This window comes from Streptomyces sp. NRRL F-5727, from assembly GCF_000719555.1.
Taxonomy (GTDB): domain Bacteria; phylum Actinomycetota; class Actinomycetes; order Streptomycetales; family Streptomycetaceae; genus Streptomyces.
Genome location: NZ_JOGX01000054.1, coordinates 36,852 through 57,803 on the forward strand (window position 1 = coordinate 36,852; position 20,952 = coordinate 57,803).

The 20,952-nt window shown below is 73.0% G+C and carries 21 protein-coding genes and 2 tRNA genes; 10 read left to right on the plus strand and 13 right to left on the minus strand.

Annotated features, from left to right (window positions below; translation table 11 throughout):
- Positions 1-34 precede the first annotated feature (34 nt).
- Complete coding sequence (locus tag IF73_RS0128695; RefSeq protein WP_031013198.1) at positions 35-850, minus strand: SOS response-associated peptidase; 816 nt, start codon at positions 848-850, stop codon at positions 35-37.
- 49 nt (positions 851-899) lie between these two features.
- Between IF73_RS0128695 and IF73_RS0128700 the strand changes: the two genes are divergently transcribed.
- The 4 genes from IF73_RS0128700 (at position 900) to IF73_RS0128715 (ending at position 4,385) form a co-directional block, all read left to right on the plus strand.
- The gene (locus tag IF73_RS0128700) at positions 900-1,583 is read left to right on the plus strand and encodes a M50 family metallopeptidase (RefSeq protein WP_031013200.1); all 684 of its coding nucleotides are present in this window, start codon (positions 900-902) and stop codon (positions 1,581-1,583) included.
- Between the two features lie 20 nt (positions 1,584-1,603).
- Positions 1,604-2,956, plus strand: a complete 1,353-nt coding sequence (gene aroA / locus IF73_RS0128705) for a 3-phosphoshikimate 1-carboxyvinyltransferase (RefSeq protein ID WP_031013201.1) — start codon at positions 1,604-1,606, stop codon at positions 2,954-2,956.
- Between the two features lie 3 nt (positions 2,957-2,959).
- Positions 2,960-3,970, plus strand: coding sequence for a ribosome small subunit-dependent GTPase A (rsgA, locus tag IF73_RS0128710; RefSeq protein WP_031013202.1), 1,011 nt, complete (start codon positions 2,960-2,962; stop codon positions 3,968-3,970).
- Positions 3,971-4,061: 91 nt separating this feature from the next.
- Positions 4,062-4,385 carry a DMT family transporter gene (locus tag IF73_RS0128715; protein ID WP_030492730.1) on the plus strand — a complete coding sequence of 108 codons (324 nt, stop codon included), beginning with the start codon at positions 4,062-4,064 and terminating at the stop codon, positions 4,383-4,385.
- Here IF73_RS0128715 and IF73_RS0128720 read toward each other — a convergent pair.
- Entirely contained in the window at positions 4,277-4,912 is a 636-nt protein-coding gene (locus IF73_RS0128720) for a TetR/AcrR family transcriptional regulator (protein WP_037880780.1), read from the minus strand. The genes IF73_RS0128715 and IF73_RS0128720 overlap by 109 nt on opposite strands.
- 124 nt (positions 4,913-5,036) lie before the next feature.
- Between IF73_RS0128720 and hisN the strand changes: the two genes are divergently transcribed.
- From hisN to IF73_RS0128735, 3 genes are all read left to right on the plus strand, one after another.
- Positions 5,037-5,849, plus strand: coding sequence for a histidinol-phosphatase (hisN, locus tag IF73_RS0128725; RefSeq protein ID WP_031013206.1), 813 nt, complete (start codon positions 5,037-5,039; stop codon positions 5,847-5,849).
- 140 nt (positions 5,850-5,989) lie between these two features.
- Positions 5,990-6,376 carry a cyclic nucleotide-binding/CBS domain-containing protein gene (locus IF73_RS0128730; protein WP_031013208.1) on the plus strand — a complete coding sequence of 129 codons (387 nt, stop codon included), beginning with the start codon at positions 5,990-5,992 and terminating at the stop codon, positions 6,374-6,376.
- 104 nt (positions 6,377-6,480) lie between these two features.
- Positions 6,481-6,897: a Fur family transcriptional regulator gene (locus IF73_RS0128735; RefSeq protein ID WP_031013210.1), complete on the plus strand. Its 417-nt coding sequence runs from the start codon at positions 6,481-6,483 to the stop codon at positions 6,895-6,897.
- 121 nt (positions 6,898-7,018) lie between these two features.
- Here IF73_RS0128735 and IF73_RS0128740 read toward each other — a convergent pair.
- From IF73_RS0128740 to IF73_RS0128755, 4 genes are all read right to left on the minus strand, one after another.
- A tRNA-Met gene (locus IF73_RS0128740) sits at positions 7,019-7,092 on the minus strand.
- Entirely contained in the window at positions 7,070-9,067 is a 1,998-nt protein-coding gene (locus IF73_RS39845; RefSeq protein ID WP_031013212.1) for a tetratricopeptide repeat protein, read from the minus strand. The genes IF73_RS0128740 and IF73_RS39845 overlap by 23 nt, the downstream gene beginning before the upstream one ends.
- A gap of 202 nt (positions 9,068-9,269) precedes the next feature.
- Positions 9,270-9,343 (minus strand) — tRNA-Met (locus IF73_RS0128750).
- A 43-nt stretch (positions 9,344-9,386) separates the two neighbouring features.
- The gene (locus IF73_RS0128755) at positions 9,387-12,293 is read right to left on the minus strand and encodes a UPF0182 family protein (RefSeq protein WP_078868300.1); all 2,907 of its coding nucleotides are present in this window, start codon (positions 12,291-12,293) and stop codon (positions 9,387-9,389) included.
- Between the two features lie 135 nt (positions 12,294-12,428).
- Here IF73_RS0128755 and IF73_RS0128760 point away from each other — a divergent pair, with 135 nt between their 5' ends.
- Positions 12,429-12,968 carry a PPA1309 family protein gene (locus IF73_RS0128760; protein ID WP_031013215.1) on the plus strand — a complete coding sequence of 180 codons (540 nt, stop codon included), beginning with the start codon at positions 12,429-12,431 and terminating at the stop codon, positions 12,966-12,968.
- 60 nt (positions 12,969-13,028) lie between these two features.
- Here the strand turns inward: IF73_RS0128760 and IF73_RS0128765 are convergent, their stop codons facing one another.
- From IF73_RS0128765 to IF73_RS0128780, 4 genes are all read right to left on the minus strand, one after another.
- Positions 13,029-14,117, minus strand: a complete 1,089-nt coding sequence (locus IF73_RS0128765; RefSeq protein WP_031013216.1) for a PDZ domain-containing protein — start codon at positions 14,115-14,117, stop codon at positions 13,029-13,031.
- Positions 14,118-14,201: 84 nt separating this feature from the next.
- Positions 14,202-14,414 carry a hypothetical protein gene (locus IF73_RS42255; protein WP_078868301.1) on the minus strand — a complete coding sequence of 71 codons (213 nt, stop codon included), beginning with the start codon at positions 14,412-14,414 and terminating at the stop codon, positions 14,202-14,204.
- Positions 14,415-14,596: 182 nt separating this feature from the next.
- A complete protein-coding gene (locus IF73_RS0128775) occupies positions 14,597-15,058 on the minus strand; it encodes a molybdenum cofactor biosynthesis protein MoaE (protein ID WP_031013218.1) in 462 nt (153 codons plus the stop codon).
- A gap of 80 nt (positions 15,059-15,138) precedes the next feature.
- Positions 15,139-16,248, minus strand: a complete 1,110-nt coding sequence (locus IF73_RS0128780; protein ID WP_031013220.1) for an SDR family oxidoreductase — start codon at positions 16,246-16,248, stop codon at positions 15,139-15,141.
- Positions 16,249-16,439: 191 nt separating this feature from the next.
- Here IF73_RS0128780 and IF73_RS0128785 point away from each other — a divergent pair, with 191 nt between their 5' ends.
- Both IF73_RS0128785 and IF73_RS0128790 read left to right on the plus strand, forming a co-directional pair.
- Entirely contained in the window at positions 16,440-17,867 is a 1,428-nt protein-coding gene (locus IF73_RS0128785; RefSeq protein WP_031013223.1) for a zinc-dependent metalloprotease, read from the plus strand.
- A complete protein-coding gene (locus IF73_RS0128790) occupies positions 17,864-18,385 on the plus strand; it encodes an NUDIX hydrolase (protein ID WP_031013226.1) in 522 nt (173 codons plus the stop codon). The genes IF73_RS0128785 and IF73_RS0128790 overlap by 4 nt, the downstream gene beginning before the upstream one ends.
- Positions 18,386-18,465: 80 nt before the next feature.
- Here the strand turns inward: IF73_RS0128790 and IF73_RS0128795 are convergent, their stop codons facing one another.
- The 3 genes from IF73_RS0128795 to IF73_RS0128805 all read right to left on the minus strand — a co-directional run.
- Positions 18,466-19,221: an AIM24 family protein gene (locus IF73_RS0128795; RefSeq protein WP_031013227.1), complete on the minus strand. Its 756-nt coding sequence runs from the start codon at positions 19,219-19,221 to the stop codon at positions 18,466-18,468.
- 19 nt (positions 19,222-19,240) lie between these two features.
- The gene (locus IF73_RS0128800) at positions 19,241-19,921 is read right to left on the minus strand and encodes an AIM24 family protein (protein WP_031013228.1); all 681 of its coding nucleotides are present in this window, start codon (positions 19,919-19,921) and stop codon (positions 19,241-19,243) included.
- A 14-nt stretch (positions 19,922-19,935) separates the two neighbouring features.
- The coding region (locus tag IF73_RS0128805; RefSeq protein WP_031013229.1) for an AIM24 family protein at positions 19,936-20,952 on the minus strand (1,017 nt) is incomplete at its 5' end.

Below are 20,952 nucleotides of genomic sequence, written 5' to 3' on the forward strand. Positions count from 1 at the left end.
CCATCCTGCCGTCCCGGCGCGCGCCGGGCGGCGTTCAGAACAGCGTGCCGACCTCGGGTCCGGCCAGTTCGGCGAGGAGCTCGGGGCCGTTGTTGCGGACGTTGCTGACGGCGGTGGAGACCGGATAGGCCCGCATCAGGCCGCCCGGCGGCGGGGCGAGCAGGGCGCGCAGTTCGTCGAGGCCGGTGGTGGCCGGGTCGAGCCAGGCGTCCCAGCGGTCCTCGGTGAGCATCAGCGGCATCCGGGGGTGGATGTCGGCGAGCGTGCCGGGGCCCTCGGCGGGCGCCACGCCGAGCGGGCCGGTCTCCGCCTCGGTGGTGATCACGGAGCAGGTGGCCCACCAGGCGTCCGGGTGCTCGGGCGGGAGCGCGGGGTCGCGCCAGAACTCGTAGAGGCCGGCCATGGCGAAGACCGAGCCGTCCGCCGGGGTCACGAAGTACGGCTGCTTCCGGGGCCGCTTCTTCTTCCCCTCGACCTCCAGGTCGCGCTCGGCGGCGCCGGTCACCCACTCGTAATAGCCGTCGGCGGGCAGGATGCAGCGGCGGGCCTGGAAGGCGCGCTTGAAGGACGGCTTCTCGTGCACGGTCTCGGCCCGGGCGTTGATCATCCGGGCGGCGCCCTCCGGCGACTTCGACCAGGACGGGACCAGTCCCCACTTCAGGGCGCGCAGCTGGCGAACCGGCCGGCGCGTCTCCGCGTCCTTCAGAGGGCGTTCGAGGACCGCGTAGACCTCCTTGGTGGGGGCCACGTTCCAGTCCTGCTCCAGGGTCTCCTCCGGCTCCCACTTCTCGATCCCGAAGAGGCCCACGAGGTCCTCGGGCCGCCGGCTCGCCGCATAACGTCCGCACATACGTGCCACACTGCCACGATCCCCGAGCCAGAGAGGAGCGGACCGGAGGATGGACCTCTTCAGCCCGCAGGCCGCCCCGGAGGAGTGGCTGGTGATCGCCACCGGCCTCGCCGCGCTCGCCGTCACCGTGCCCCGGCGGATCTGGCTGGTCGCGCGGAACGCGATCACCATCGCCCACGAGGGCGGCCACGCCCTGGTCGCGCTCGCCTGCCGTCGCCGGCTGATGGCGATCCGGCTGCACTCCGACACCAGCGGCCTCACCGTCACCCGGGGCCGCCCGACCGGCCTCGGCGTCGTCCTCACCCTGGCCGCCGGCTACACGGCGGCCCCGCTGCTCGGCCTCGGCGGGGCGGCGCTGCTCGGCGCCGGCCTGGTCGCGGTGCTGCTGTGGGCGGCGACCGCGCTGCTGCTCGCCGTGCTGGTCATGGTCCGCAACGCGTACGGGATCCTCTCGGTCGTGCTGACCGGGGCGCTCTTCGTCCTGGTGACCTGGCTGGCGGCCCCGGAGGTGCAGGCGCTGTTCGCGTACGCGGTGGTGTGGTTCCTGCTTCTCGGCGGGGTACGGCCGCCCTTCGAGCTCCAGGGGAAGCGGCGGCACGGCGGGGCGCCCGACTCGGACGCGGACCAGCTCTCCCGGCTCACCCATGTGCCCGCCGGGGTGTGGCTGGCCTTCTTCCACACGGTGTCCCTCAGCTGCCTGATCGGCGGCGCCACCTGGCTTCTGGGCCGCTGACACCCCCGTACAGTGAGGGCATGACCGCAGCTTCCCCCGCGCACCCCGATCCGTCGCAGCCCGCCGCCCCCGCCGGCCCGGACCTCTGGCCCGCGCCGTACGCGAGCGGCCCCGTCGACGCGACCGTGACCGTGCCGGGCTCGAAGTCGGTCACCAACCGCGCCCTGGTGCTCGCCGCGCTCGCCGCCGAGCCGGGCTGGGTGCGCCGCCCGCTCCGCTCCCGCGACACCCTCCTGATGGCCGAGGGCCTGCGCACCCTGGGCGTGAAGATCGAGGAGGGCGTGGGTCCGGACGGCACGGGCGAGGCGTGGCGGATCATCCCCGCCCCGCTGCGCGGCGCCGCCACCGTCGACGTCGGCAACGCGGGCACCGTCATGCGCTTCCTGCCGCCGGTCGCCGCGCTCGCCGACGGCGCGGTCCGCTTCGACGGCGACCCGCGCTCCCACGAGCGCCCGCTGCACGGCGTGATCGACGCGCTGCGCGCCCTCGGCGCCCGGATCGACGACGAGGGCCGCGGCGCCCTCCCGATGACCGTGCACGGCGCCGGCGGCCTGGACGGCGGGACCGTCGAGATCGACGCCTCCTCGTCCTCCCAGTTCGTCAGCGCCCTGCTGCTCTCCGGCGCCCGCTTCAACCAGGGCGTCGAGGTCCGGCACGTGGGCGGCCGGCTGCCGTCGATGCCGCACATCCGGATGACGGTGGACATGCTGCGCGCGGTGGGCGCCAAGGTCGACGAGCCGGAGCACGGCGGCGAGCCGGACGTGTGGCGGGTCGCCCCGTCGGCGCTGCGCGGCCGGGACCTGGTCATCGAGCCGGACCTGTCGAACGCGCAGCCGTTCCTGGCCGCCGCGCTGGTCACCGGCGGCCGGGTGACCGTCCCGGACTGGCCGGCCCGCACCACCCAGCCCGGCGACGAGCTGCGCCGGATCTTCACCGAGATGGGCGGCGCCTGCGAGCTCACCGACGCCGGTCTCACCTTCACCGGCACCGGCCGGATCCACGGCATCGACGTGGACCTGGGCGAGGTCGGCGAGCTGACCCCCGGCATCGCGGCCGTCGCCGCCCTCGCCGACTCGCCCTCCACCCTGCGCGGGGTGGCGCACCTGCGGCTCCACGAGACCGACCGGCTGGCGGCGCTCACCCGGGAGATCAACGGCCTCGGCGGCGACGTCACCGAGACCGAGGACGGGCTGCACATCCGCCCGCGCCCGCTGCGCGGCGGCGTCTTCCACACGTACCACGACCACCGGATGGCGACCGCGGGCGCGATCATCGGCCTCGCCGTGCCGGGCGTGGAGATCGAGGACGTGGCGACCACGGCGAAGACCTTGCCGGACTTCCCGGGGATGTGGACCGAAATGCTCGGAGCCTGAACCATGCGGCGTTACGGCAAGCACACCGACGAGGACGACATCCGCCAGCGGCCCAACCGCAAGGGCACCCGGCCGCGGACCTCGATCCGCCCCAAGCACGAGGACGCCGTCGAGGGCATGGTCCTCACCGTGGACCGCGGCCGGCTGACCTGTCTGGTCGAGGACCGGACCGTGCTGGCGATGAAGGCCCGCGAGCTGGGCCGCAAGGCGGCCGTGGTCGGCGACCGGGTCTCCCTGGTGGGCGACCTCTCGGGCGAGAAGGACACGCTGGCCCGGATCGTCCGGATCGGGGAGCGGAGCTCGGTGCTGCGCCGCACGGCCGACGACGACGACCCGTACGAGCGGGTGGTCGTCGCCAACGCCGACCAGCTCGCGATCGTCACCGCGCTGGCCGACCCGGAGCCGCGCCCCCGGCTGATCGACCGCTGCCTGGTGGCCGCGTACGACGGCGGCCTGGAGCCCTTCCTGGTGCTGACCAAGTCGGACCTGGCCCCGCCCGAGAAGCTCCTGGAGCTCTACGGCGACCTGGACATCCCGCACGTGGTGGTGAACCGCGAGGAGCTGTACGACGGCGGCGCGGCGGACCGGGTCCGGGAGTACCTGGACGGCCGGGTGACGGCCTTCGTGGGCCACTCCGGCGTCGGCAAGACGACGCTGGTCAACGCGCTGGTGCCGTTGGAGCGGCGGCGGATCACCGGGCATGTGAACGCGGTGACGGGGCGCGGCCGGCACACCACCACCTCGGCGCTCGCGCTGCCGCTGGACGTGGTGGACGGCTGGGTCATCGACACCCCGGGCGTGCGTTCCTTCGGTCTGCACCACGTCGATCCGTCCCGGGTCATCCACGCCTTCCCGGACCTGGAGCCGGGCACGGAGGACTGCCCGCGCGCGTGCAGCCACGACGAGCCGGACTGCGGCCTGGACGCCTGGGTCGCGGAGGGGCACGCCGATCCGGCGCGGCTGTACTCGCTGCGGCGGCTGCTCTCCACCCGCGAGCGCCACGAGGGCGACTGACCCCCGGGCCGGGGTGTTTACTCCTGTCCTCATGCCGGTATGGACATAACCGCACAAGTGCGGATGATCCGACCGGGTGGGAGGCGGAACGATGGCGTGGCTGCTGGTGGTGGTCGCGGGGCTCCTGGAGACGGGCTTCGCGGTCTGCCTGAAGCTCTCGCACGGGTTCACCCGGCTGTGGCCGACGATCGCCTTCGCCTGTTTCGCCCTGGGCAGCTTCGGGCTGCTGACGCTCGCGCTGAAGAAGCTCGACGTGGGCCCGGCGTACGCGGTGTGGACGGGGATCGGGGCGGCCGGCACCGCCATCTACGGCATGGTGTTCCTCGGCGACCTGGTCTCGACGCTCAAGATCGTCTCGATCACCTTCGTCATCGTGGGGGTCATCGGCCTCCAGCTGTCCGGCTCCGCGCACTGACCCGCCGGCGGCAGCGCCGGGGCGACGACGTGACTGACGGCGAGCCGCAGGGCCAGTTCACACCCGGCCGCCCACCGCTCCCCCGCGCAGCGCGCGGTCGCCGCGAGGAGCTCCCCCGGCGCCGGCGGTCCGTCGTCGGCCCGCCGCTGCGCGGGTACGGGGGCGGGCGCGGCGCCCGGCCGGACCGGGCGGGGCCGGGGCAGCCCCTCGGTCCAGGCGCCGGTGAGCAGCGAGCGCAGTATCGGCCGGTCGCCGGCCCGGGCGACGGTCCACTCGGCGACGGCGGCGAGGTCGCGGGCGGACGGTTCGCGGGCGGCGAGCAGCCGGCGGACCCCGTCGAGGTAGGCGTCGGCCTCGCGCCGGACGAGGGCCCGGGCCAGTCCCTCCTTGCTGCCGAACTCGTTGTAGAGGGTCTGCCGGGAGACCCGGGCGGCGGCGGCGAGGTCGGCCATCCGGACGGCGGACCAGGGGTGGCGGGCCAGGGCGGTGAGGGCGGCGTCGAGGAGGGCCTCGCGGGCGGTCGGCATGGGCGCCTCCGGGCCGGACGGTGGTCCCCCAGGGTCGGCAGGCGCGCGGGCGGTGTCAAGAGCGCGGGCGCCGGGCGCGAGACGGTTCGCCGGGTGGTGTCGGGGCGGCGCTAGAGTGCCGGGCATGGCCGATTACCACGATGACCTGCGTCTTGCCCATGCCCTCGCGGATGCCGCCGACGCGGCCACCATGGCCCGCTTCCGGGCGCTGGACCTCAAGGTCGAGACGAAGCCGGACATGACCCCGGTGAGCGAGGCGGACCGGGCCGCCGAGGAGCTGATCCGCGCGGAGCTCCAGAAGGAGCGGCCGGGGGACGCGATCCTGGGCGAGGAGTACGGCGTGGAGGGCACCGGTCCGCGCCGCTGGGTGATCGACCCGATCGACGGCACCAAGAACTACGTGCGCGGGGTGCCGGTGTGGGCGACCCTGATCGCGCTGATGGAGGAGGACGAGACCGGCTTCCAACCGGTGGTCGGCGTGGTGTCGGCGCCCGCGCTGGGCCGCCGCTGGTGGGCGGCGAAGGGCCTGGGCGCCTTCACCGGCACCGGGCAGGACGCGGGGACCCGGATCGGCGTCTCCGGGGTGGCCTCGCTGGCCGACGCCTCGTTCGCGTACTCCTCGCTGAGCGGCTGGGAGGAGCGGGGCCGGCTCGACGCCTTCCTGGACCTGACGCGCGCGTGCTGGCGGACCCGGGCGTACGGCGACTTCTGGCCGTACATGATGGTCGCCGAGGGCTCGGTGGACCTGTGCGCGGAGCCGGAGCTGTCGCTGTGGGACATGGCGGCGGTGGCGATCGTGGTGCAGGAGGCAGGCGGCTCGTACACCGGCCTGGACGGGCGGCCCGGCCCGCACAGCGGGAACGCGGCGGCCTCGAACGGTCTGCTCCACGAGGAGCTGCTGGGACGGCTGGGGCACACGGCGACGCCGGACGCCTGAGCGCGCCCCCGGCCGCCCCCGGGGGCGCCTCGCGCGCCCCCTTGTCGGCCTCCTCCCCCGGTGCGAGTCTGAGACTCCCCCCGCTTGTGCGTTTGTGAACCGCCTCACATGGGCGGTTCGCCGAGGAGGTGGCTCCATCCATGCTCGTCCGTGACGCCATGAGCACGGTGATCCTCACCGTCGGCCCCACCCACACGCTCCGCCAGGCCGCCCGCCTGATGTCCGCCCGCCGGGTCGGCGCCGCCGTCGTCCTGGACGGCGACGCCGGGATCGGCATCCTCACCGAGCGCGACATCCTGAACTCGCTCGGCCGCGGCGAGGACCCGGACCGGGAGACCGCCGGCTCCCACACCACCCACGAGGTCGTCTTCGCGGCGCCGGGCTGGACACTGGAGGAGGCGGCCGAGGCGATGACCCGCGGCGGCTTCCGCCATCTGGTCGTCCTGGACCACCTCGGGCCGGTCGGCATGGTCTCGGTCCGCGACATCATCCGCTGCTGGCTCCCGGCGCACAGCGTGGCGGACTGAGCCGCGTTGGCCGGAGTGCGATCCGAGTGCCGCCGAGGTTGGCCGGTATCCCACTGGCCGGAAGCCCGGCCGCCCGTTTTCCGCCCGCTGTTACCCTGGCCCTCATGAGCGACCTGTTGGAACGACTGCGCGGACGCGGCTGGCGGATGACCGCGCAGCGCCGTGTCGTCGCCGAGGTCCTCGACGGCGACCACGTGCATCTCACCGCCGACGAGGTGCACGCCCGCGCCGTCGAGCGCCTGCCCGAGATCTCCCGCGCGACCGTCTACAACACGCTGGGCGAGATGGTCACGCTCGGTGAGGTGATCGAGGTCGCCACCGACGGCCGCGCCAAGCGGTACGACCCCAACGCCCACCGGCCGCACCAGCACCTGGTCTGCGCCGGCTGCGGCGCGATCCGGGACGTCCACCCGGCGGGCGACCCGCTGCGGGACCTGCCGGACGCGGAGCGCTTCGGCTTCACGATCTCGAACGTCGAGGTCACCTACCGCGGCCTCTGCCCGAACTGCGCGGCGGCCTGACCGTCGGAAAAGGGGCGCCCCCCTCGGGGGCGCCCCTTTTCGCATGCCCGTCGCCCGTACGTCGCGGGAACGCCGAAGGCCCGGATCGTATGGAGACGATCCGGGCCTTCGGGCTACTGAGTAGCGGGGACAGGATTTGAACCTGCGACCTCTGGGTTATGAGCCCAGCGAGCTACCGAGCTGCTCCACCCCGCTCGGCGACCTCGGCCGGTCCCAGCTCGACCGCGCGGGCGCACCAGACGCGGCCCTCGGACAGCTCGCCGCGGCGGGCGGCGAGCAGGCCGAGCCGGAGCGCCGCGCGGCCGTGTCCGGCCCGGGCGGCCCGGGTCCACCAGAGGGCGGCCTCCCGCTCGTTGCCCTCGCGGGCGAGCAGCAGTCCGAGGTTGAAGGCGCCGTTGCGGCTGCCGGCCTCGGCGGCCTCCCGGTACCAGCGAGCGGCCTCGGTGAGGTCGCCACGGCCGGCGGCCAGCATGCCGACCCGCACCTGGGCGCGCCGGTGGCCCTGCTGGGCGGCCCGCTCGTACCACTCCTCGCACTCGGTCTTCTGGTCCACGGGGGCGCCGAGGACCACCGGGCCGGGCTCGGGGCGGCGGGCGTCGAGGACCGTGGCCAGCCGGAAGGCCGCCTCGGCGCTGCCCCCGCCGGCGGCGCAGCGCAGGTGCCGCTCGGCGGTCTGCTCGTCGCCGTCGCGCAGGGCGGCGATGCCGACCTGGAGGGCGGCCTCGGTGTGGCCGGCGGCGGCGGCCCGCTCGTACCAGGCGAGCGCGGCGCGGTCGTCGTCTCGGCCGGCGTGCAGGATGCCGAGGTTGAAGGCGGCGTCGACCGACCCGGCCTCGGCGGCCTTGGAGAACCACGGCTCGGCGCCGTTCGCGTCGCCGGCCTGGAGGAGCAGCACGGCGAGCGCGTTGGCGGCCTCGCGGTGGCCGGCGTAGGCGGCGCGGCGGTACCACTGCTCGGCCTGCGGGAGGCGGTCCTGGGCGGCGCAGAGCAGCCCGAGGTTGTAGGCGCCGTTGACGTCGCCGGCGTCCATGGCGGCGCGGTACCAGCGCTCGGCGGTCTGCTGCTCGCCGCGGGCGGCGTGCAGGGCGCCGAGCGCGTTGGCGGCGTTGCCGTCGCCGTCCTGGGCGGCGCGCAGCCACCAGACGGCGGCGCTCTCCTCGTCGCCGGCGTCGCGCAGCAGGAAGCCGAGGGCGCAGGCGGCCTTGGCCTCACCCTCCTTGGCGGAGCTGAGGTACCAGCGTCCGGCCTCCTTCAGCTCGCCGCGGTGCTCGAGGATGGCGCCGAGGTGCAGGGCGGCCCGGCGATGTCCCCGTGCGGCGGCCTGCCGGAACCACTGCTCGGCCTCGCCGAGCAGCCCGGCGCCGGCGGCCTCGGCGGTCCGGGGCGGAGCGACGGCCGGCGGGCGGTCCTCGCCGGTGCGCGTGAGCTCGGCCGCACGGAGACGGCCGGCCGTGTCGTACGCGTGGCCGGCGCGGCCCGCGGAGGCGGCGGGGCCGTAGGCGTGCGGGCCGCGGATGGACTCGGTGGCGCGCCGCTCCAGGGCGACCGCCAGCCGGTAGGCGGCCTCGCGGTGGCCCTGCTCGGCGGCGGCGCGGAGCCAGCGCTCGGCGCCGACGTCGCTGCGGTGCTCCAGGAGGTCGGCGAGGGCGTAGGCGCCCAGCGCGTGGCCCTGCTCGGCGGCCTGGCGGAGCCAGTACTCGGCGGCGGGCTCGTCGCCGCGCTCGCGGTGGTGGCGGCCCAGCGCGTGGGCGGCGGGGGCGGAGCCGGCGACGGCGGCGACCCGCCACCAGCCGGCCGCCTCGTCGGGGTAGCCGCGCTGGTGGAGCAGGACGCCGAGGTTGTTGGCGGCGGCCCGGTCGCCCTCGGCGGTGGCGCCGCGCAGGAAGGGCTCGGCGCCGTCGAGGTCGCCGCGGCGCAGCAGCAGGGCGCCGAGGGCGCTCATGGCGTCGGTGTCGCCGCGCTCGGCGGCCTTCCGGTGCCGGCCCTCGGTCTCGGCCTCGGTCTCGGCCTCGGTCTCCGGCCCGGCGTCCGGGACGGTTCTGGCGGTGGTGTCGACGACCGCATCGACGGCGGTCACTGCCTCGATGATCTCGTCCGCGGCATTTCTGGCGTGCCGCTGCACAAACCGCCCTGTCTCCAACAGAGTTGCCCTGTCCCCCATAAATACCATCGTCGCACCACCCGCAACCCGCGCACACCCGGTATACCGCAGCCCGTGAGGTCACCTCAGCGTTTTGTCGACATGCCCACAGAGAGACAAGTCAAACACGAGACGCCTCAACTCGCCCCTTCCGTACCGCTCTTCGGCGCCCTCCGTCAGCACGACACGCGACGAGGGCCCGGATCCTTATGGATCCGAGCCCTCGTGTCAGTAGCGGGGACAGGATTTGAACCTGCGACCTCTGGGTTATGAGCCCAGCGAGCTACCGAGCTGCTCCACCCCGCGTCGGTGACGTCACACTATCACGACGCGGGGTGAAGCCCGCAGGTCAGCTGCCGGAGGCCCCCTGCGGCCGGATCTTCGCGCCGGCCTCAGCCGCCTTCTCCAGCGCGGCCTGGAGGTCGTCCTGGGCCTTGCCGTAGGCCGCCCAGTCGCCCTTCGCGAGGGCCGCCTCGCCCGCGTCGTACGCCTTCTGGGCGTCGGCGATGGCCTGCTTCAGCGCCGCGTCCGCCGAGGCCGGCGGCTGCGGGGTGGACGGCGGCTGCTCGGTGCCCGGCGGGGTGGGCGGCGGGGTCGTGCCCTCCACTCCGAAGACCGCGTTGAGGGCGTCCGTGAGGTTGTTCTCGAACACCGTGGTGTCCTTGGTGGTGTCGCCGTCCGGCTGGTCGGCGTCCACGTAGGAGACCGCGACCTTCTTCAGCAGCGGGTAGAGCGCGTTCCGCCCCTGGGCGTAGACCGGCTCCACGTAGAGGAACCCGCCGTCGAGCGGCACGGTCAGCAGGTTGCCGTACTGGATGTCCGAGTCGGCGCCCTTCATGTCGCGGACGAAGGTGGCCACGTCGGGCAGACCGTTGAGCTTGCTCTGCACCTGCGCCGGTCCCGGCACGTCCTCGGTGACCCGGAGCAGTCTCAGCCGGCCGTACTCCTTGCTGGTGGCGTCGGCGTCGACCGCCATGAAGCCGCCCAGGTTGGGCCGCCCGTTGGGGGTGAACGTCGTGGTCAGCGAGAAGCGCTGGGCCGTGTCCCCGGGCATCTTCATGCTCAGGTAGTACGGCGGCACGGCCACGTTGTCCTTGTTGGTCGGGTCGTCCGGCACCTGCCAGGCGTCCGAGCCGCTGTAGAACTGGGCCGGGTCGGTGACGTGGTAGCGGGTCAGCAGCTCGCGCTGGACCTTGAACATGTCCTGCGGGTAGCGCAGGTGCTCCAGCAGGTCGCCCTTGACCTCGGACTTGGCCTTCACCGTGCCGGGGAACGCCTTCATCCAGGTCTTGAGGACCGGGTCCTCGGTGTCCCACTGGTAGAGGGTGACGGTGCCGTCGTAGGCGTCGACCGTGGCCTTCACCGAGTTGCGGATGTAGTTGACCTGGTTCTGCTGGGCGACGACCGCGCGCTGCTGGTTGCCGACGGTCAGCGAGTCGGCCGTGGTGTCGCCGAGCGTGGTCCGCGAGGCGTACGGGTAGCCGTTGCTGGTCGTGTAGGCGTCGACGATCCACTGGATCTTCCCGTCGACGACGGCCGGGTAGGCGTCGCCGTCGATGGTCAGCCAGGGGGCGACGGCCTCGACGCGCTGCTTGGGCGTGCGGTTGTACAGGATCCGCGAGCCGTCGCCGATGGCCCCGGAGTAGAGGATCTGCGGCTCGCTGAAGGCGACGGCGTACGCGGCGCGGTTGAAGGCGTTCTCCAGGCTGACGCCGCTCTTGCCGGCGTAGCTGGTGGTCTTCTCGCCGTTCTCCTCGTAGTCCAGCTCCTTCTGGGGGCCGCCCACGATCGAGTACTGGTCGGTCTTCTCGCCGTAGTAGATCCGCTGCTGGTACTTCCCGAGGTCACCCGTGGTCGGCAGACCGGACTCGGTGAAGAGGGGGGAGCCGTTGGCGTCGGTCTGGGTGCCGCGGGCCATGATGGCGCCGTAGCCGTGGGTGTAGGTGAAGTGGTCGTTGATCCAGTTCCGCTTCGGGATGCCGCGGATGTTCAGCTCGCGCAGTCCGATGACGATGTCCTGGCCCTCGTAGCGGTCCACGTCGAGGGTGGTCGGGAACTGGTAGTACTTCCGCTTCTGCTCAAGCTGCTGGAAGGTCGGCGAGACGATGTTCGGGTCGAGGATGCGGTAGGCGGCCGCCGAGTCGGCGTCCGTGCGCAGCTTGTCCTTGGCCTTGACCGTCGACTTGCCCGAGTAGTTCTCCAGCTTGGTCCCGTCGATCGCGTACGCCTTACGGGTGGCGTCGATGTTCTTCTGGATGTACGGGGCTTCCTTGGCCTGCTCGTTCGGCTGGACCTGGAACTTCTGCACGATCGCCGGGTACAGACCGCCGATCAGCACCGCGGAGAGCACCATCAGGCCGAAGCCGATGACCGGCAGCTGCCAGGTGCGGCGCCACAGGGTGGCGAAGAAGAGCACGGCGCAGATGACGGCGATGCAGAAGAGGATCGTCTTCGCCGGCAGGTAGGCGTTGGCGTCGACGTACCGCAGGCCGGTCCAGTTGCCGGTGGCCTTGAAGTCGCTGGACTTCACCGCCAGGCCGTACCGGTCGAGCCAGTACGCCACCGCCTTCAGCGCGACGAAGACGCCGAGGAGCACCGAGAGGTGGCCGGTGGCGGCGGCGGTGGCCCGCGCGCCGGGGCTGGTGACCCGCAGTCCGCCGTACAGGTAGTGCGTGATCGCCGCGGCGATCAGCGACAGCACCACGGCGGCGAAGCCGAAGGCCAGCAGGAAGCGGTACCAGGGCAGGTCGAAGGCGTAGAACGAGACGTCCTTGCCGAACTGGGAGTCCTTCTCGCCGAAGTCCACGCCGTTGACCCACATGAGCCAGGTGCGCCACTGGCCCGAGGCGGAGGCGCCGGCGATCAGGCCCACCAGGGCGGTGACCGCGAGCAGCACCCACTTCTTGAAGGGGGCCACGCCCATCCGGTACCGGTCGAGGCTCTGCTGCTCCAGCGACATGGCGCTGAGCGGCGGCCGCAGCCGGTACGCCAGCCAGATGTTGAGGCCGACGACGAGCCCCATGAGCAGACCGAAGACCGCGAACAGGCCGATCTTGGTCCACAGGGTGGTGGTGAACACGGACGAGTAGTGGACCGAGCGGTACCAGAGCCAGTCCGTCCAGAACCCGGCGAACATCACGAACGCCATGGCCAGGACGGCCAGCACGCCCAGTGTCATCAGCAGGGTGCGGGCCCGCCGGGACGGCCGGCCGACTCTGATCCTTGGCCCGGACGGGCTGCCGCCACGGTCCGGCATCTGGAAAGCCAACGTGCGCCCCTCGGTGTTGATGCGTCGGAAAACGGGCTCCGCGATCGTAGAGCCCACTGGTGCAACTTACTGACGCTTTACCTAGTTCCCGTCTCCGGGGGAAGAGGAGGCAGGATATTGGTCATGTCCAACGTTTCCCCCTCGGGCCCGCCGATGGCCTCCAGTCCCCTCACCCGCGCGGTGCTCGAGATCGACGAGTACGCCTCGGGTCTCGGCTGGGACCGGCCCGCCCGTCTCTTCGCCCTGGTCGACACCGCCCGGCTGCGGGCCCAGGCGCCCTCGCTGAAGCTCGGCGCGGACGCCACCGCGTACACCCCGATCGAGCAGGAGGAGATCCCCAAGGGCAAGCCGCTCGACGAGTTCCTCGGCACCATCGCCTGGCCGGACGCGGTGGCCGGCTGCGCCCTGACGGTGGAGCGGCTGATGCTGCCGCCGTCGGCGGAGGCCCAGGTCCCGAAGGACCTGAGCGGCGCCAAGCTGAACAGGTGGGTGGCCGGGCACCCGGACCGGCAGGAGGTCCGGATGACGGTCGCCGTGCTGCGGGACGGGACCCGGGAGGCCGCGATCCGGCTGCGCGAGAAGGACTCGCCGACCGAGGTGCTGACCGGCCCCGACCTGGTGCCGGGGCTCGCCGACGCGCTGGCCGCGACCTTCGAGGGCTGAGCCGTACGGGCGCTGGGCCGGTCCCGTACCGGCTCAGCCCTACGACTCAGCCCTACCGGCTCAGCCCTTCGAGCAGCGCGGGAGGCCCGCCGTGTCGCCCGCGCGGAGCTTCTCCAGCGACTTCGTCGCGTCGTCGATGGTGTCGACCTTGATGAGGGTGAGGCCGTCGGGCGTGTCACCGGCGGCGGTGGCGCAGTTGTCGGCGGGGGTGAGGAAGTACTCGGCGCCCGCGTTCCGCGCGCCGACCAGCTTCATCTGGATGCCGCCGATCGGGCCGACCCTGCCGTCGTCGTCGATGGTGCCGGTGCCGGCGACGAACTTCCCGCCGGTGAGGCTCTCCGGGGTCAGCTTGTCCACGATGCCGAGCGCGAACATCAGGCCCGCGCTGGGGCCGCCGACGTCGGCCAGCTTGATGTCGATGGTGAACGGGAAGACGTGGTCGGTGCCGGCCTGGATGCCGACGATCGCCCGGTCGCCCTCCTCGGACTTCGCGGTGGTGAGGACCACCTTCCGGGTGACGGTGGCCTCCTTGTGCGCCTTCTCGGCGGCCGCCGCCTCCTTCGCCGGGACGATGGTGAACTCGACCTTCTCGCCCGGCTTCCGCTTGGTCACCTGCGCGGCGACGTCGGCCGGCTTCGTGACCCTCACCCCGTCGACGGCCTTGATCACGTCGCCGGCGTGGAGGGTGCCCTCCGCCGGGGAGTCCTTCACCACGGAGGCGACGACGACCCGGGTGGTGAAGGGGATGCCGAGCTCGTCGAGGGCGGCCACCTTGGCGCTCTCCTGCGACTGGCTGAACTCCTCGGCGTTCTCCTGGCTCGACTCCTCCTCCGTCTTCCCGTCCGGGTAGAGGGTGTCGTGCGGGACGACCACGTTGTCGTGGGTCAGCCAGCCGTAGACGGCCTCGACGGCGTTCATCTTGTAGTCCGCGCTGGTGACCCTGACCGTGGTCATGTTGAGGTGGCCGTCGGTCGGGTAGGTCTTGCGGCCGGAGATCTGGAGGACCGGCTCGCCGCGTGCCTCGCCGAGCGTGTTGACCGTGGGTCCGGGGCTCATCTCCGAGTACGGCACCGGGATCAGGACGCCGGCGATCAGCAGGCAGATCAGGACCAGGGTGGAGGCGAGCATCGTCGCGGTGCGGCGTGGCATGGAACGACAGTACGGGACTCGCCTGTGCGCGCACCCCTGGGGCGGTCCGTACGGGACGCCGTCAGGGCACGGCCGACGCGGCGGTCAGGACTCCGCGGGGGCCGGTTCGGGAGCCGGGCGGAACGGAGCGGAATCGGGCGCGGTCGGGTGGGCACGCTCCATGGCGTCCCGGAAGCGGGCGTAGCCGGCGAGTTCGGCCACGTCACCTATGGTCTTGTTCCTCTGGACCCAGCTTCCCCATATCGCCGCGCCGACGACTGCGAAAAGCGGAATCAGCAACCAGGCCAGCGCTGCCATCCCGACCTCCCATCCCCAGTGAGTTGATCAGCAGATTATTCATCTGTGCCAACAACGCTCGGGCCTGGGGGCCGGTTACGCAAATCGGGCGTTCGGCTACACCGTGTCGGCGCGCCTGCTTGCGCCGCTTTCAGGGCTTTCCGTCTTCGTACGGGGGGGACGCCCGGCCTCGGGGCGAGGGCTCAGCAGGCCCCCACCCACTCCTCGGTGCCGTCCGAGAAGGTCTGGTGCTTCCAGATGGGGACCTCGTGCTTGAGGTCGTCGATCAGCTTGCGGCACGCCTCGAACGCCTCGCCGCGGTGCGGGCAGGAGACGGCGACGACGACCGCCAGGTCGCCCACGGTGAGGTCGCCGACGCGGTGGACGGCGGCGAGGGCGCGGACCGGGTAGTCCGCCACGACCTTCTCGGCGACCCGGCGCAGCTCGGCCTCGGCGCTCGGGTGGCAGGAGTAGCCCAGCGCGTCGACGTCGGCGCCGCCGTCGTGGTTGCGCACGGTGCCGACGAACAGGGTCGTCCCGCCCGCGGCGTCGTCGCCCACGGCCCGGAAGACCTCGTCGACCGAGAGCGGGGTGTCGCGGATCGCGAGCAGCTTGATCGGGTCGTCCGCGGCCAGCTCACCGGGGTGGTCGTGCGTCGTGGTCATGCGGTCCATGGTGCCGCACGCCGCCGACATCCCGGAATAGCGTTTTCGACCGGTGGACCGGGACCCTCCGTAGGAGGGTCCTACAGGCCGCGCCGCTTCCTCATCTGCCGCACCAGGGCCGCGGTGCCGAGCAGGGCCACCGTGGCGCCCGCCGCGCCCGCGGCCGTGGCGTCCTTGCGGCCGAGCCGGCGGCCGGCGACCGTGTGCCGGCCCTGGACCTCCTCCAGGAGCGCCGCGAGGACCTCCTCGTTGGTCCACTTCGGCCGCCAGCCCGCGTCGTGGAGCCGGCCGACGCTGACCACCCAGGGGTGCATGGTGTAGGCGAGGTCCCCGGCCGGGGACGGGGTGAGGCCGATCCGGTGCAGCCGGGCCGCGGCGCCGAGGGCGACCGCGGAGGGCAGCTCCATGCGGCGGATGCCCGACAGCTCCTCGACCTCCTCCTGCTCCAGCCAGCCCTCGCAGCCGACCGCGAACTCGCCGTCGACCTTCTCCAGGGCCGCGTACTCCAGGGCACTGACCAGGTCCTCCACGTGGCAGAACTGCCAGGTGGGCCGGGAGCCGGCGACGACCAGGAGGCGGGGCGACTCGAAGTAGCGGGTCAGCGCCGTGTCCGTACCGCCGACGAGGACGGCCGGGCGGACCACCGTCACGTTGAGTCCGGGGTGGGCGCGGGAGCCGCGGCGGCCGAGCCGCTCGACCTCCAGCAGGTCGCCGACGCCGGTGGCCTCGGCGGTGGCCCGGAGCTCGGCGTCCTCGGAGAGCGGGATGTCGTTGTCGGGCAGGGCGCCGTAGACCATCGTCGAGGTGCACAGCACGACCCTGCGGACGCCGGCCGCGGCGGCGGCCGTGAGGACGGTCTGCGTGCCGCGCACGTTGTAGGCCGTCCGGGCGGCGGGGTCGGTCTCCAGGTCGAGGTCGACGGCGAGGTGCACGACGACGTCGGCGCCGCGCAGCTTCTCCGCGATGGCCGGATCCCGTACGTCGAGGACATGCCAGGTCGCCTCCGCCACCTCGCCGCGCCGCTCGTCGATGGCGACGACCTGCCGGACCTCCTCCGACTCGGCAAGATACCTGGTCAGCAGGGCGCCGACGCCGGTCGCGGCACCGGTGACCGCGACGACGGGGCCGCGCGCGGCGGACCGGGTTGAGTGGTTTCGCGCTCCGCGAACCTGCGGATCTGGGGAACTCACCGACCGACTCCAGAGGTTGTCTTCAGTACGTACGGGGATGACGCGTACGTACCAGGTGGCGTCCATCCTGCCGCAGGGCACGGCCCGGCGGAGACTTGAGCCCATATCCGACCCGGATGTCTACGCTGGTGTTGTGCAGCGGGCAGTCGCCGCCGGCAGAAGGCCGGTGGCCCTAGGAGCCGAGGAAACCTGTGAGTGACACCCCATTCGGATTCGGCCTTCCGCCGGAGGAGCCGGAGGACGGCGACGAGGGCAAGAAGAAGGACCCCGCCGGAGGTGGCCAGGGGTCCGGTGGCCAGGGCGGCAACCCGTTCGGGGCGAACCCGTTCGGTTTCGGCGTCCCCGGCATGGGCGGCCAGGGCGGCGCGGACAATCCGTTCGCCGCGATGTTCGGGTCGATGAACCCGACGGACCTGGGCGCGGCCTTCCAGCAGCTCGGGCAGATGCTCAGCTACGAGGGCGGTCCCGTGAACTGGGACATGGCCAAGCAGATCGCCCGCCAGGTGGTCGCCCAGGGCACCGCCGACGGCGTCAAGGACGCCAGCGTGGGCCCGGCCGAGAAGTCCGCGGTCGAGGAGGCGGTCCGCCTCGCCGACCTGTGGCTGGACCAGGCCACCTCGCTGCCCTCCGGGGCGAACACGTCGGTGGCGTGGAGCCGCGCGGAGTGGGTCGAGGCGACCCTCCCGGCGTGGAAGGAGCTGGTGGACCCGGTCGCCGAGCGGGTCGGCACGGCCATGGGCGACGTGCTGCCGCAGGAGATGCAGGCCATGGCCGGCCCGCTGATCGGCATGATGCGGTCGATGGGCGGCGCCATGTTCGGCCAGCAGATCGGGCAGGCCATCGGCGCGCTCGCGGGCGAGGTCGTCGGCTCGACCGACGTCGGCCTGCCGCTCGGCCCGGCCGGCCGCGCCGCGCTGCTGCCGCTGAACGTGTCGGCGTTCGGCAAGGACCTGGGCGTGCCCGCCGACGAGGTGCGGCTCTACCTGGCCCTGCGCGAGGCCGCCCACCAGCGGCTCTTCGCCCATGTGCCGTGGCTGCGGGCGCACCTGTTCGGCGCCGTCGAGTCGTACGCGCGCGGGATCAAGGTGGACACCTCGAAGCTGGAGGAGGCCGTCTCCCAGCTCGACCCGACCCACCCGGAGCAGCTCCAGGAGGCGCTCCAGTCGGGCATGTTCCAGCCGCAGGACACGCCCGAGCAGAAGGCGTCCCTGGCCCGGCTGGAGACGGCGCTCGCGCTGGTCGAGGGCTGGGTGGACGCGGTGGTCCACGAGGCCGCCAAGACCCGCCTGACCTCGGCGGACGCGCTGCGCGAGACGCTGCGCCGGCGCCGGGCCAGCGGTGGCCCCGCCGAGCAGACCTTCGCCACCCTGATCGGTCTGGAGCTGCGCCCGCGCCGGCTGCGGGACGCCTCCCGGCTGTGGGCCTCGCTCACCGACGCGCGCGGGGTCGACGGCCGCGACGCCCTGTGGGAGCACCCGGACATGCTGCCGACGGCGACCGACCTCGACGACCCGGACGGCTTCGTCCACCGCGAGCACCTGGACTTCTCCGAGCTGGACAAGATGCTCGGCGAGGCGGCCAGGGGCGACGCGCCCGAGGACGGGGACGACGCGAAGTGACGCTGCACGACGACGCGGTCCTCGTCCTCAAGGGGTACGAGGGCCAGCCGGAGCTGCGCGAGCTCTACCTGGAGCACCTGGCCGCGCATCCTGACGGCATGTACAAGCCCTGCTCGGCCGGTCACCTCACCAGCAGCGCGCTGGTGATCGACCCCTCGCGCGGGCGGGTCCTGCTCACCCTGCACCGGAAGCTGGGCATGTGGCTCCAGATGGGCGGCCACTGCGAGGAGGGCGATCCGACGGTCGAGGCGGCGGCGCTGCGCGAGGCCGCCGAGGAGTCGGGCATCGCGGGTCTGACGCTGCTGCCCGGCGGCCCGGTGCGGCTCGACCGGCATCCGATCCCGGCGCCGTGCCACTGGCACCTCGACGTGCAGTACGCGGCGCTCGCCCCGGCGGACGGGACGGAGCGGATCAGCGAGGAGTCGCTGGACCTGCGGTGGTACGCGTACGACGAGGTGGCCGGGGTCGCGGACACCTCGGTGGTGCGGCTCCTGGAGGGCACGCTGGCCCGCCTGTGAGCATGCTGATGTGACGGCGAAGGGCCCCCGGTCTCCGGGGGCCCTTCGCCGTGCTGATGTGCTGCCGTGCTGCCCTGGGGTCAGTTCCAGGCGTTGTTCTGGTTCTGGGCGTGGGCGCCGTGCTGGCCGACGCCGAACTGGGCGGCGACGCCCTGGCCGATCGCCGCGTTCTGCGGGGGCATGACCTCGCTGGGCTGGACGAGGGCGAAGCCCTGGCCGAGGAAGCTGAGCTCCCAGCCCTCGCCGGTGCTGCCGCGGCGGCTGCGGACGCTGGTGTTGTGCGTCTGGGCCTGCATCTGGACCCGCAGCGAGGTGGACCACGCGACGATCGCGTCCGCGTCGGCGCTGACGTACTTCTCCGGGGTGACCTGGAGCATCAGCGGCTGACCGGAGGTCATCAGGGCGACCTTGCCGCGGCCGGAGATGTTCAGCTGGTACTTGCCCGTGCCGGAGACCCCGTACTGGCTGTCGACGGCGATGACCTCGGTGTGGAGGCTGGTGTCGAGCGCGAGCACGTACGCGCTGTCGACGGTGAGGCCCTCCTGCTCGACCTCGACGACGTGGATGTACTGGGCGAGGTTGGCGAAGTAGACCGTGCCCTGGCCGGAGCAGCGCATCAGGTCGAGGCCCTCGCCGGTGCGGGCGCGGGCCTGCCGCTGGCTGGAGCTCTGGTACTCGCCGTCGAAGTCGACGAGCCCCTGGTAGGCGACCATGGCGCCCTTGCGGGCGAGGACGTCGTCGTGGCCGGTGAGGCTGACCCGCAGCAGCTGCGGGTTCTGGATGACGTACCGCTCCTGGCTCTGCTGCTCGGCGTGGTTGAAAAGCGGGCTCTGCATGATGTGTTCTCGCTCCCCCTCAGCCCCGGACCCGCAGGCGGTCGCTGCTGTCCTCGCTGGGCTGTACGACGACGATGCCCTGGCCCGAGAAGGCCATCTGGAATGCCTCGCCGCTGCCCCGCCCGATGAGGGAGGACGCCTTGAAGCTGCGCTTGCCCTTGACCTTGAGCGCCGGCGACCAGGCGACGAGCGCGTCGGGGTCGACGTACGTCTCGTCCTCGCCGCGGCCGCAGTCGACGACGATCGGGGTGCCGCGCGAGGTGAGCGCGACCCAGCCGGTGCCGGAGATCTCCACGTTGAACAGGCCCTGGCCGGCGAACTTGGCGAGGCCCTTGACCCGCTCGACACCCCACTGGAGGTGGGCGTCGAAGGCGAGGAGGTTGGTGCCGTTGACGGAGATCGAGTCGTTCTGGAGGTTGATCACGACGACGTCGGCGCCGTAGTCGGCGAGGTAGAGCAGACCGTCGCCGGTGCACTTCATGATCGGCGCGCCCTCGCCGGTGGCCCACTCCTTGGCGACCTGGCGGACGGCGGGCGGGTTGGGCTCGTAGCTGATGAAGCCCTCGTAGGCGACCATCGAGCCGGCCCGGGCGTAGAGGTCCTGGCCGGTGGCCATGGCGACCTTGAGCATGGTGCGGCCGTGGTTCTCCATGCGGGCCGCGATGGGGGTCGGGGCATAGCCCGCGAGTTGCTGGTTCATGGTGTCGGGCTCCCTCAGACCTCGTACGGCTGGACGACGATGAAGTTGCCGGGGGCGCCCCGGAACTGGAGGTTCACGGTCTCCCCGCTGTGGCCGGGGTAGGCGTTGCGCCGGAGCCGGACCTGGCTGGAGAGGATGACCTGGGAGGCGGCGGACCAGGCCACGACCGCGTTGCAGTCGGCGAAGGTCGTCGGGGTGACGGGCAGGACCACGGGGACGCCGTGGGTCTTGACGATCACGGTGCCGGTGCCCTGGAACTGCATGGTGAACAGGGCGCCGCCGGGGATGCCGTGGCCCTCGATGCGGCGGACCTCGTACTGGAGCGACTCGTCGAAGGCCAGCACGTTCTCCGCGGAGACGCAGATGGCGTCGCCCTGGAGCTCGATCGGGTGCAGATGGGCGCCGTTCTCGGCGAGGAAGACCTGGCCGCGGCCGGTGCAGCGCATGAGCTGCATCTCCTGGCCGGTGGCGTTGCCCACGATCCGGCCGGCGAAGCCGGCGCCCTTGTAGGAGAAGTCGACCTTGCCCTGGTACATGACCATGGAGCCCTGCCGGGCGAGGACGGGGGTGCCGCCCATGGCCAGGTCCACCCGCATGAGCTGCTGGTTCTGCGGGGTCCAGCGGGCGCCGGTGGCGGTCTCCTTGTAGGGGGCGAGCGCGGCGGCGAGGCCGGCGCCCGTGGCGGGCACGCCCTGCGGGACGCCCTGCGGCGGCATGCCCGGGGGCATGCCGGGCTGCTGCCCGTAGGGGGCGGGCTGGCCGTATCCGGGCTGCTGGCCGTAGCCGGGCTGCTGACCGTACGGGGCCTGCTGCGGCTGCCCGTAGGGGGCGGCCGGCGGCGGGGTCTGGCCCGGGATCTGCCCGTAGGGGGCCTGCGGGGGCTGCCCGTACGGTCCGGGGGCGCCCGGCGCGGGAGCCGGCGGCGGCACCGGGGAGGGGGCGAGCGGCGCGACCATGGTGGGCTGGGTGTGCACCGGCTGCGGGGCGGGCGGCGGGGTCGGCGCCTGGGGGCCGTAGCCGGGCTGCGGGGC

Bases quoted from the DNA above. Each gene is read 5' to 3' on its own strand.
- IF73_RS0128695 (WP_031013198.1), bottom strand. From the start codon at position 850: ATGTGCGGACGTTATGCGGCGAGCCGGCGGCCCGAGGACCTCGTGGGC.
- IF73_RS0128700 (WP_031013200.1), top strand. From the start codon at position 900: ATGGACCTCTTCAGCCCGCAGGCCGCCCCGGAGGAGTGGCTGGTGATC.
- aroA (WP_031013201.1), top strand. From the start codon at position 1,604: ATGACCGCAGCTTCCCCCGCGCACCCCGATCCGTCGCAGCCCGCCGCC.
- rsgA (WP_031013202.1), top strand. From the start codon at position 2,960: ATGCGGCGTTACGGCAAGCACACCGACGAGGACGACATCCGCCAGCGG.
- IF73_RS0128715 (WP_030492730.1), top strand. From the start codon at position 4,062: ATGGCGTGGCTGCTGGTGGTGGTCGCGGGGCTCCTGGAGACGGGCTTC.
- IF73_RS0128720 (WP_037880780.1), bottom strand. From the start codon at position 4,912: ATGCCGACCGCCCGCGAGGCCCTCCTCGACGCCGCCCTCACCGCCCTG.
- hisN (WP_031013206.1), top strand. From the start codon at position 5,037: ATGGCCGATTACCACGATGACCTGCGTCTTGCCCATGCCCTCGCGGAT.
- IF73_RS0128730 (WP_031013208.1), top strand. From the start codon at position 5,990: ATGCTCGTCCGTGACGCCATGAGCACGGTGATCCTCACCGTCGGCCCC.
- IF73_RS0128735 (WP_031013210.1), top strand. From the start codon at position 6,481: ATGAGCGACCTGTTGGAACGACTGCGCGGACGCGGCTGGCGGATGACC.
- IF73_RS39845 (WP_031013212.1), bottom strand. From the start codon at position 9,067: ATGGTATTTATGGGGGACAGGGCAACTCTGTTGGAGACAGGGCGGTTT.
- IF73_RS0128755 (WP_078868300.1), bottom strand. From the start codon at position 12,293: ATGCCGGACCGTGGCGGCAGCCCGTCCGGGCCAAGGATCAGAGTCGGC.
- IF73_RS0128760 (WP_031013215.1), top strand. From the start codon at position 12,429: ATGTCCAACGTTTCCCCCTCGGGCCCGCCGATGGCCTCCAGTCCCCTC.
- IF73_RS0128765 (WP_031013216.1), bottom strand. From the start codon at position 14,117: ATGCCACGCCGCACCGCGACGATGCTCGCCTCCACCCTGGTCCTGATC.
- IF73_RS42255 (WP_078868301.1), bottom strand. From the start codon at position 14,414: ATGGCAGCGCTGGCCTGGTTGCTGATTCCGCTTTTCGCAGTCGTCGGC.
- IF73_RS0128775 (WP_031013218.1), bottom strand. From the start codon at position 15,058: ATGACCACGACGCACGACCACCCCGGTGAGCTGGCCGCGGACGACCCG.
- IF73_RS0128795 (WP_031013227.1), bottom strand. From the start codon at position 19,221: ATGCAGAGCCCGCTTTTCAACCACGCCGAGCAGCAGAGCCAGGAGCGG.
- IF73_RS0128800 (WP_031013228.1), bottom strand. From the start codon at position 19,921: ATGAACCAGCAACTCGCGGGCTATGCCCCGACCCCCATCGCGGCCCGC.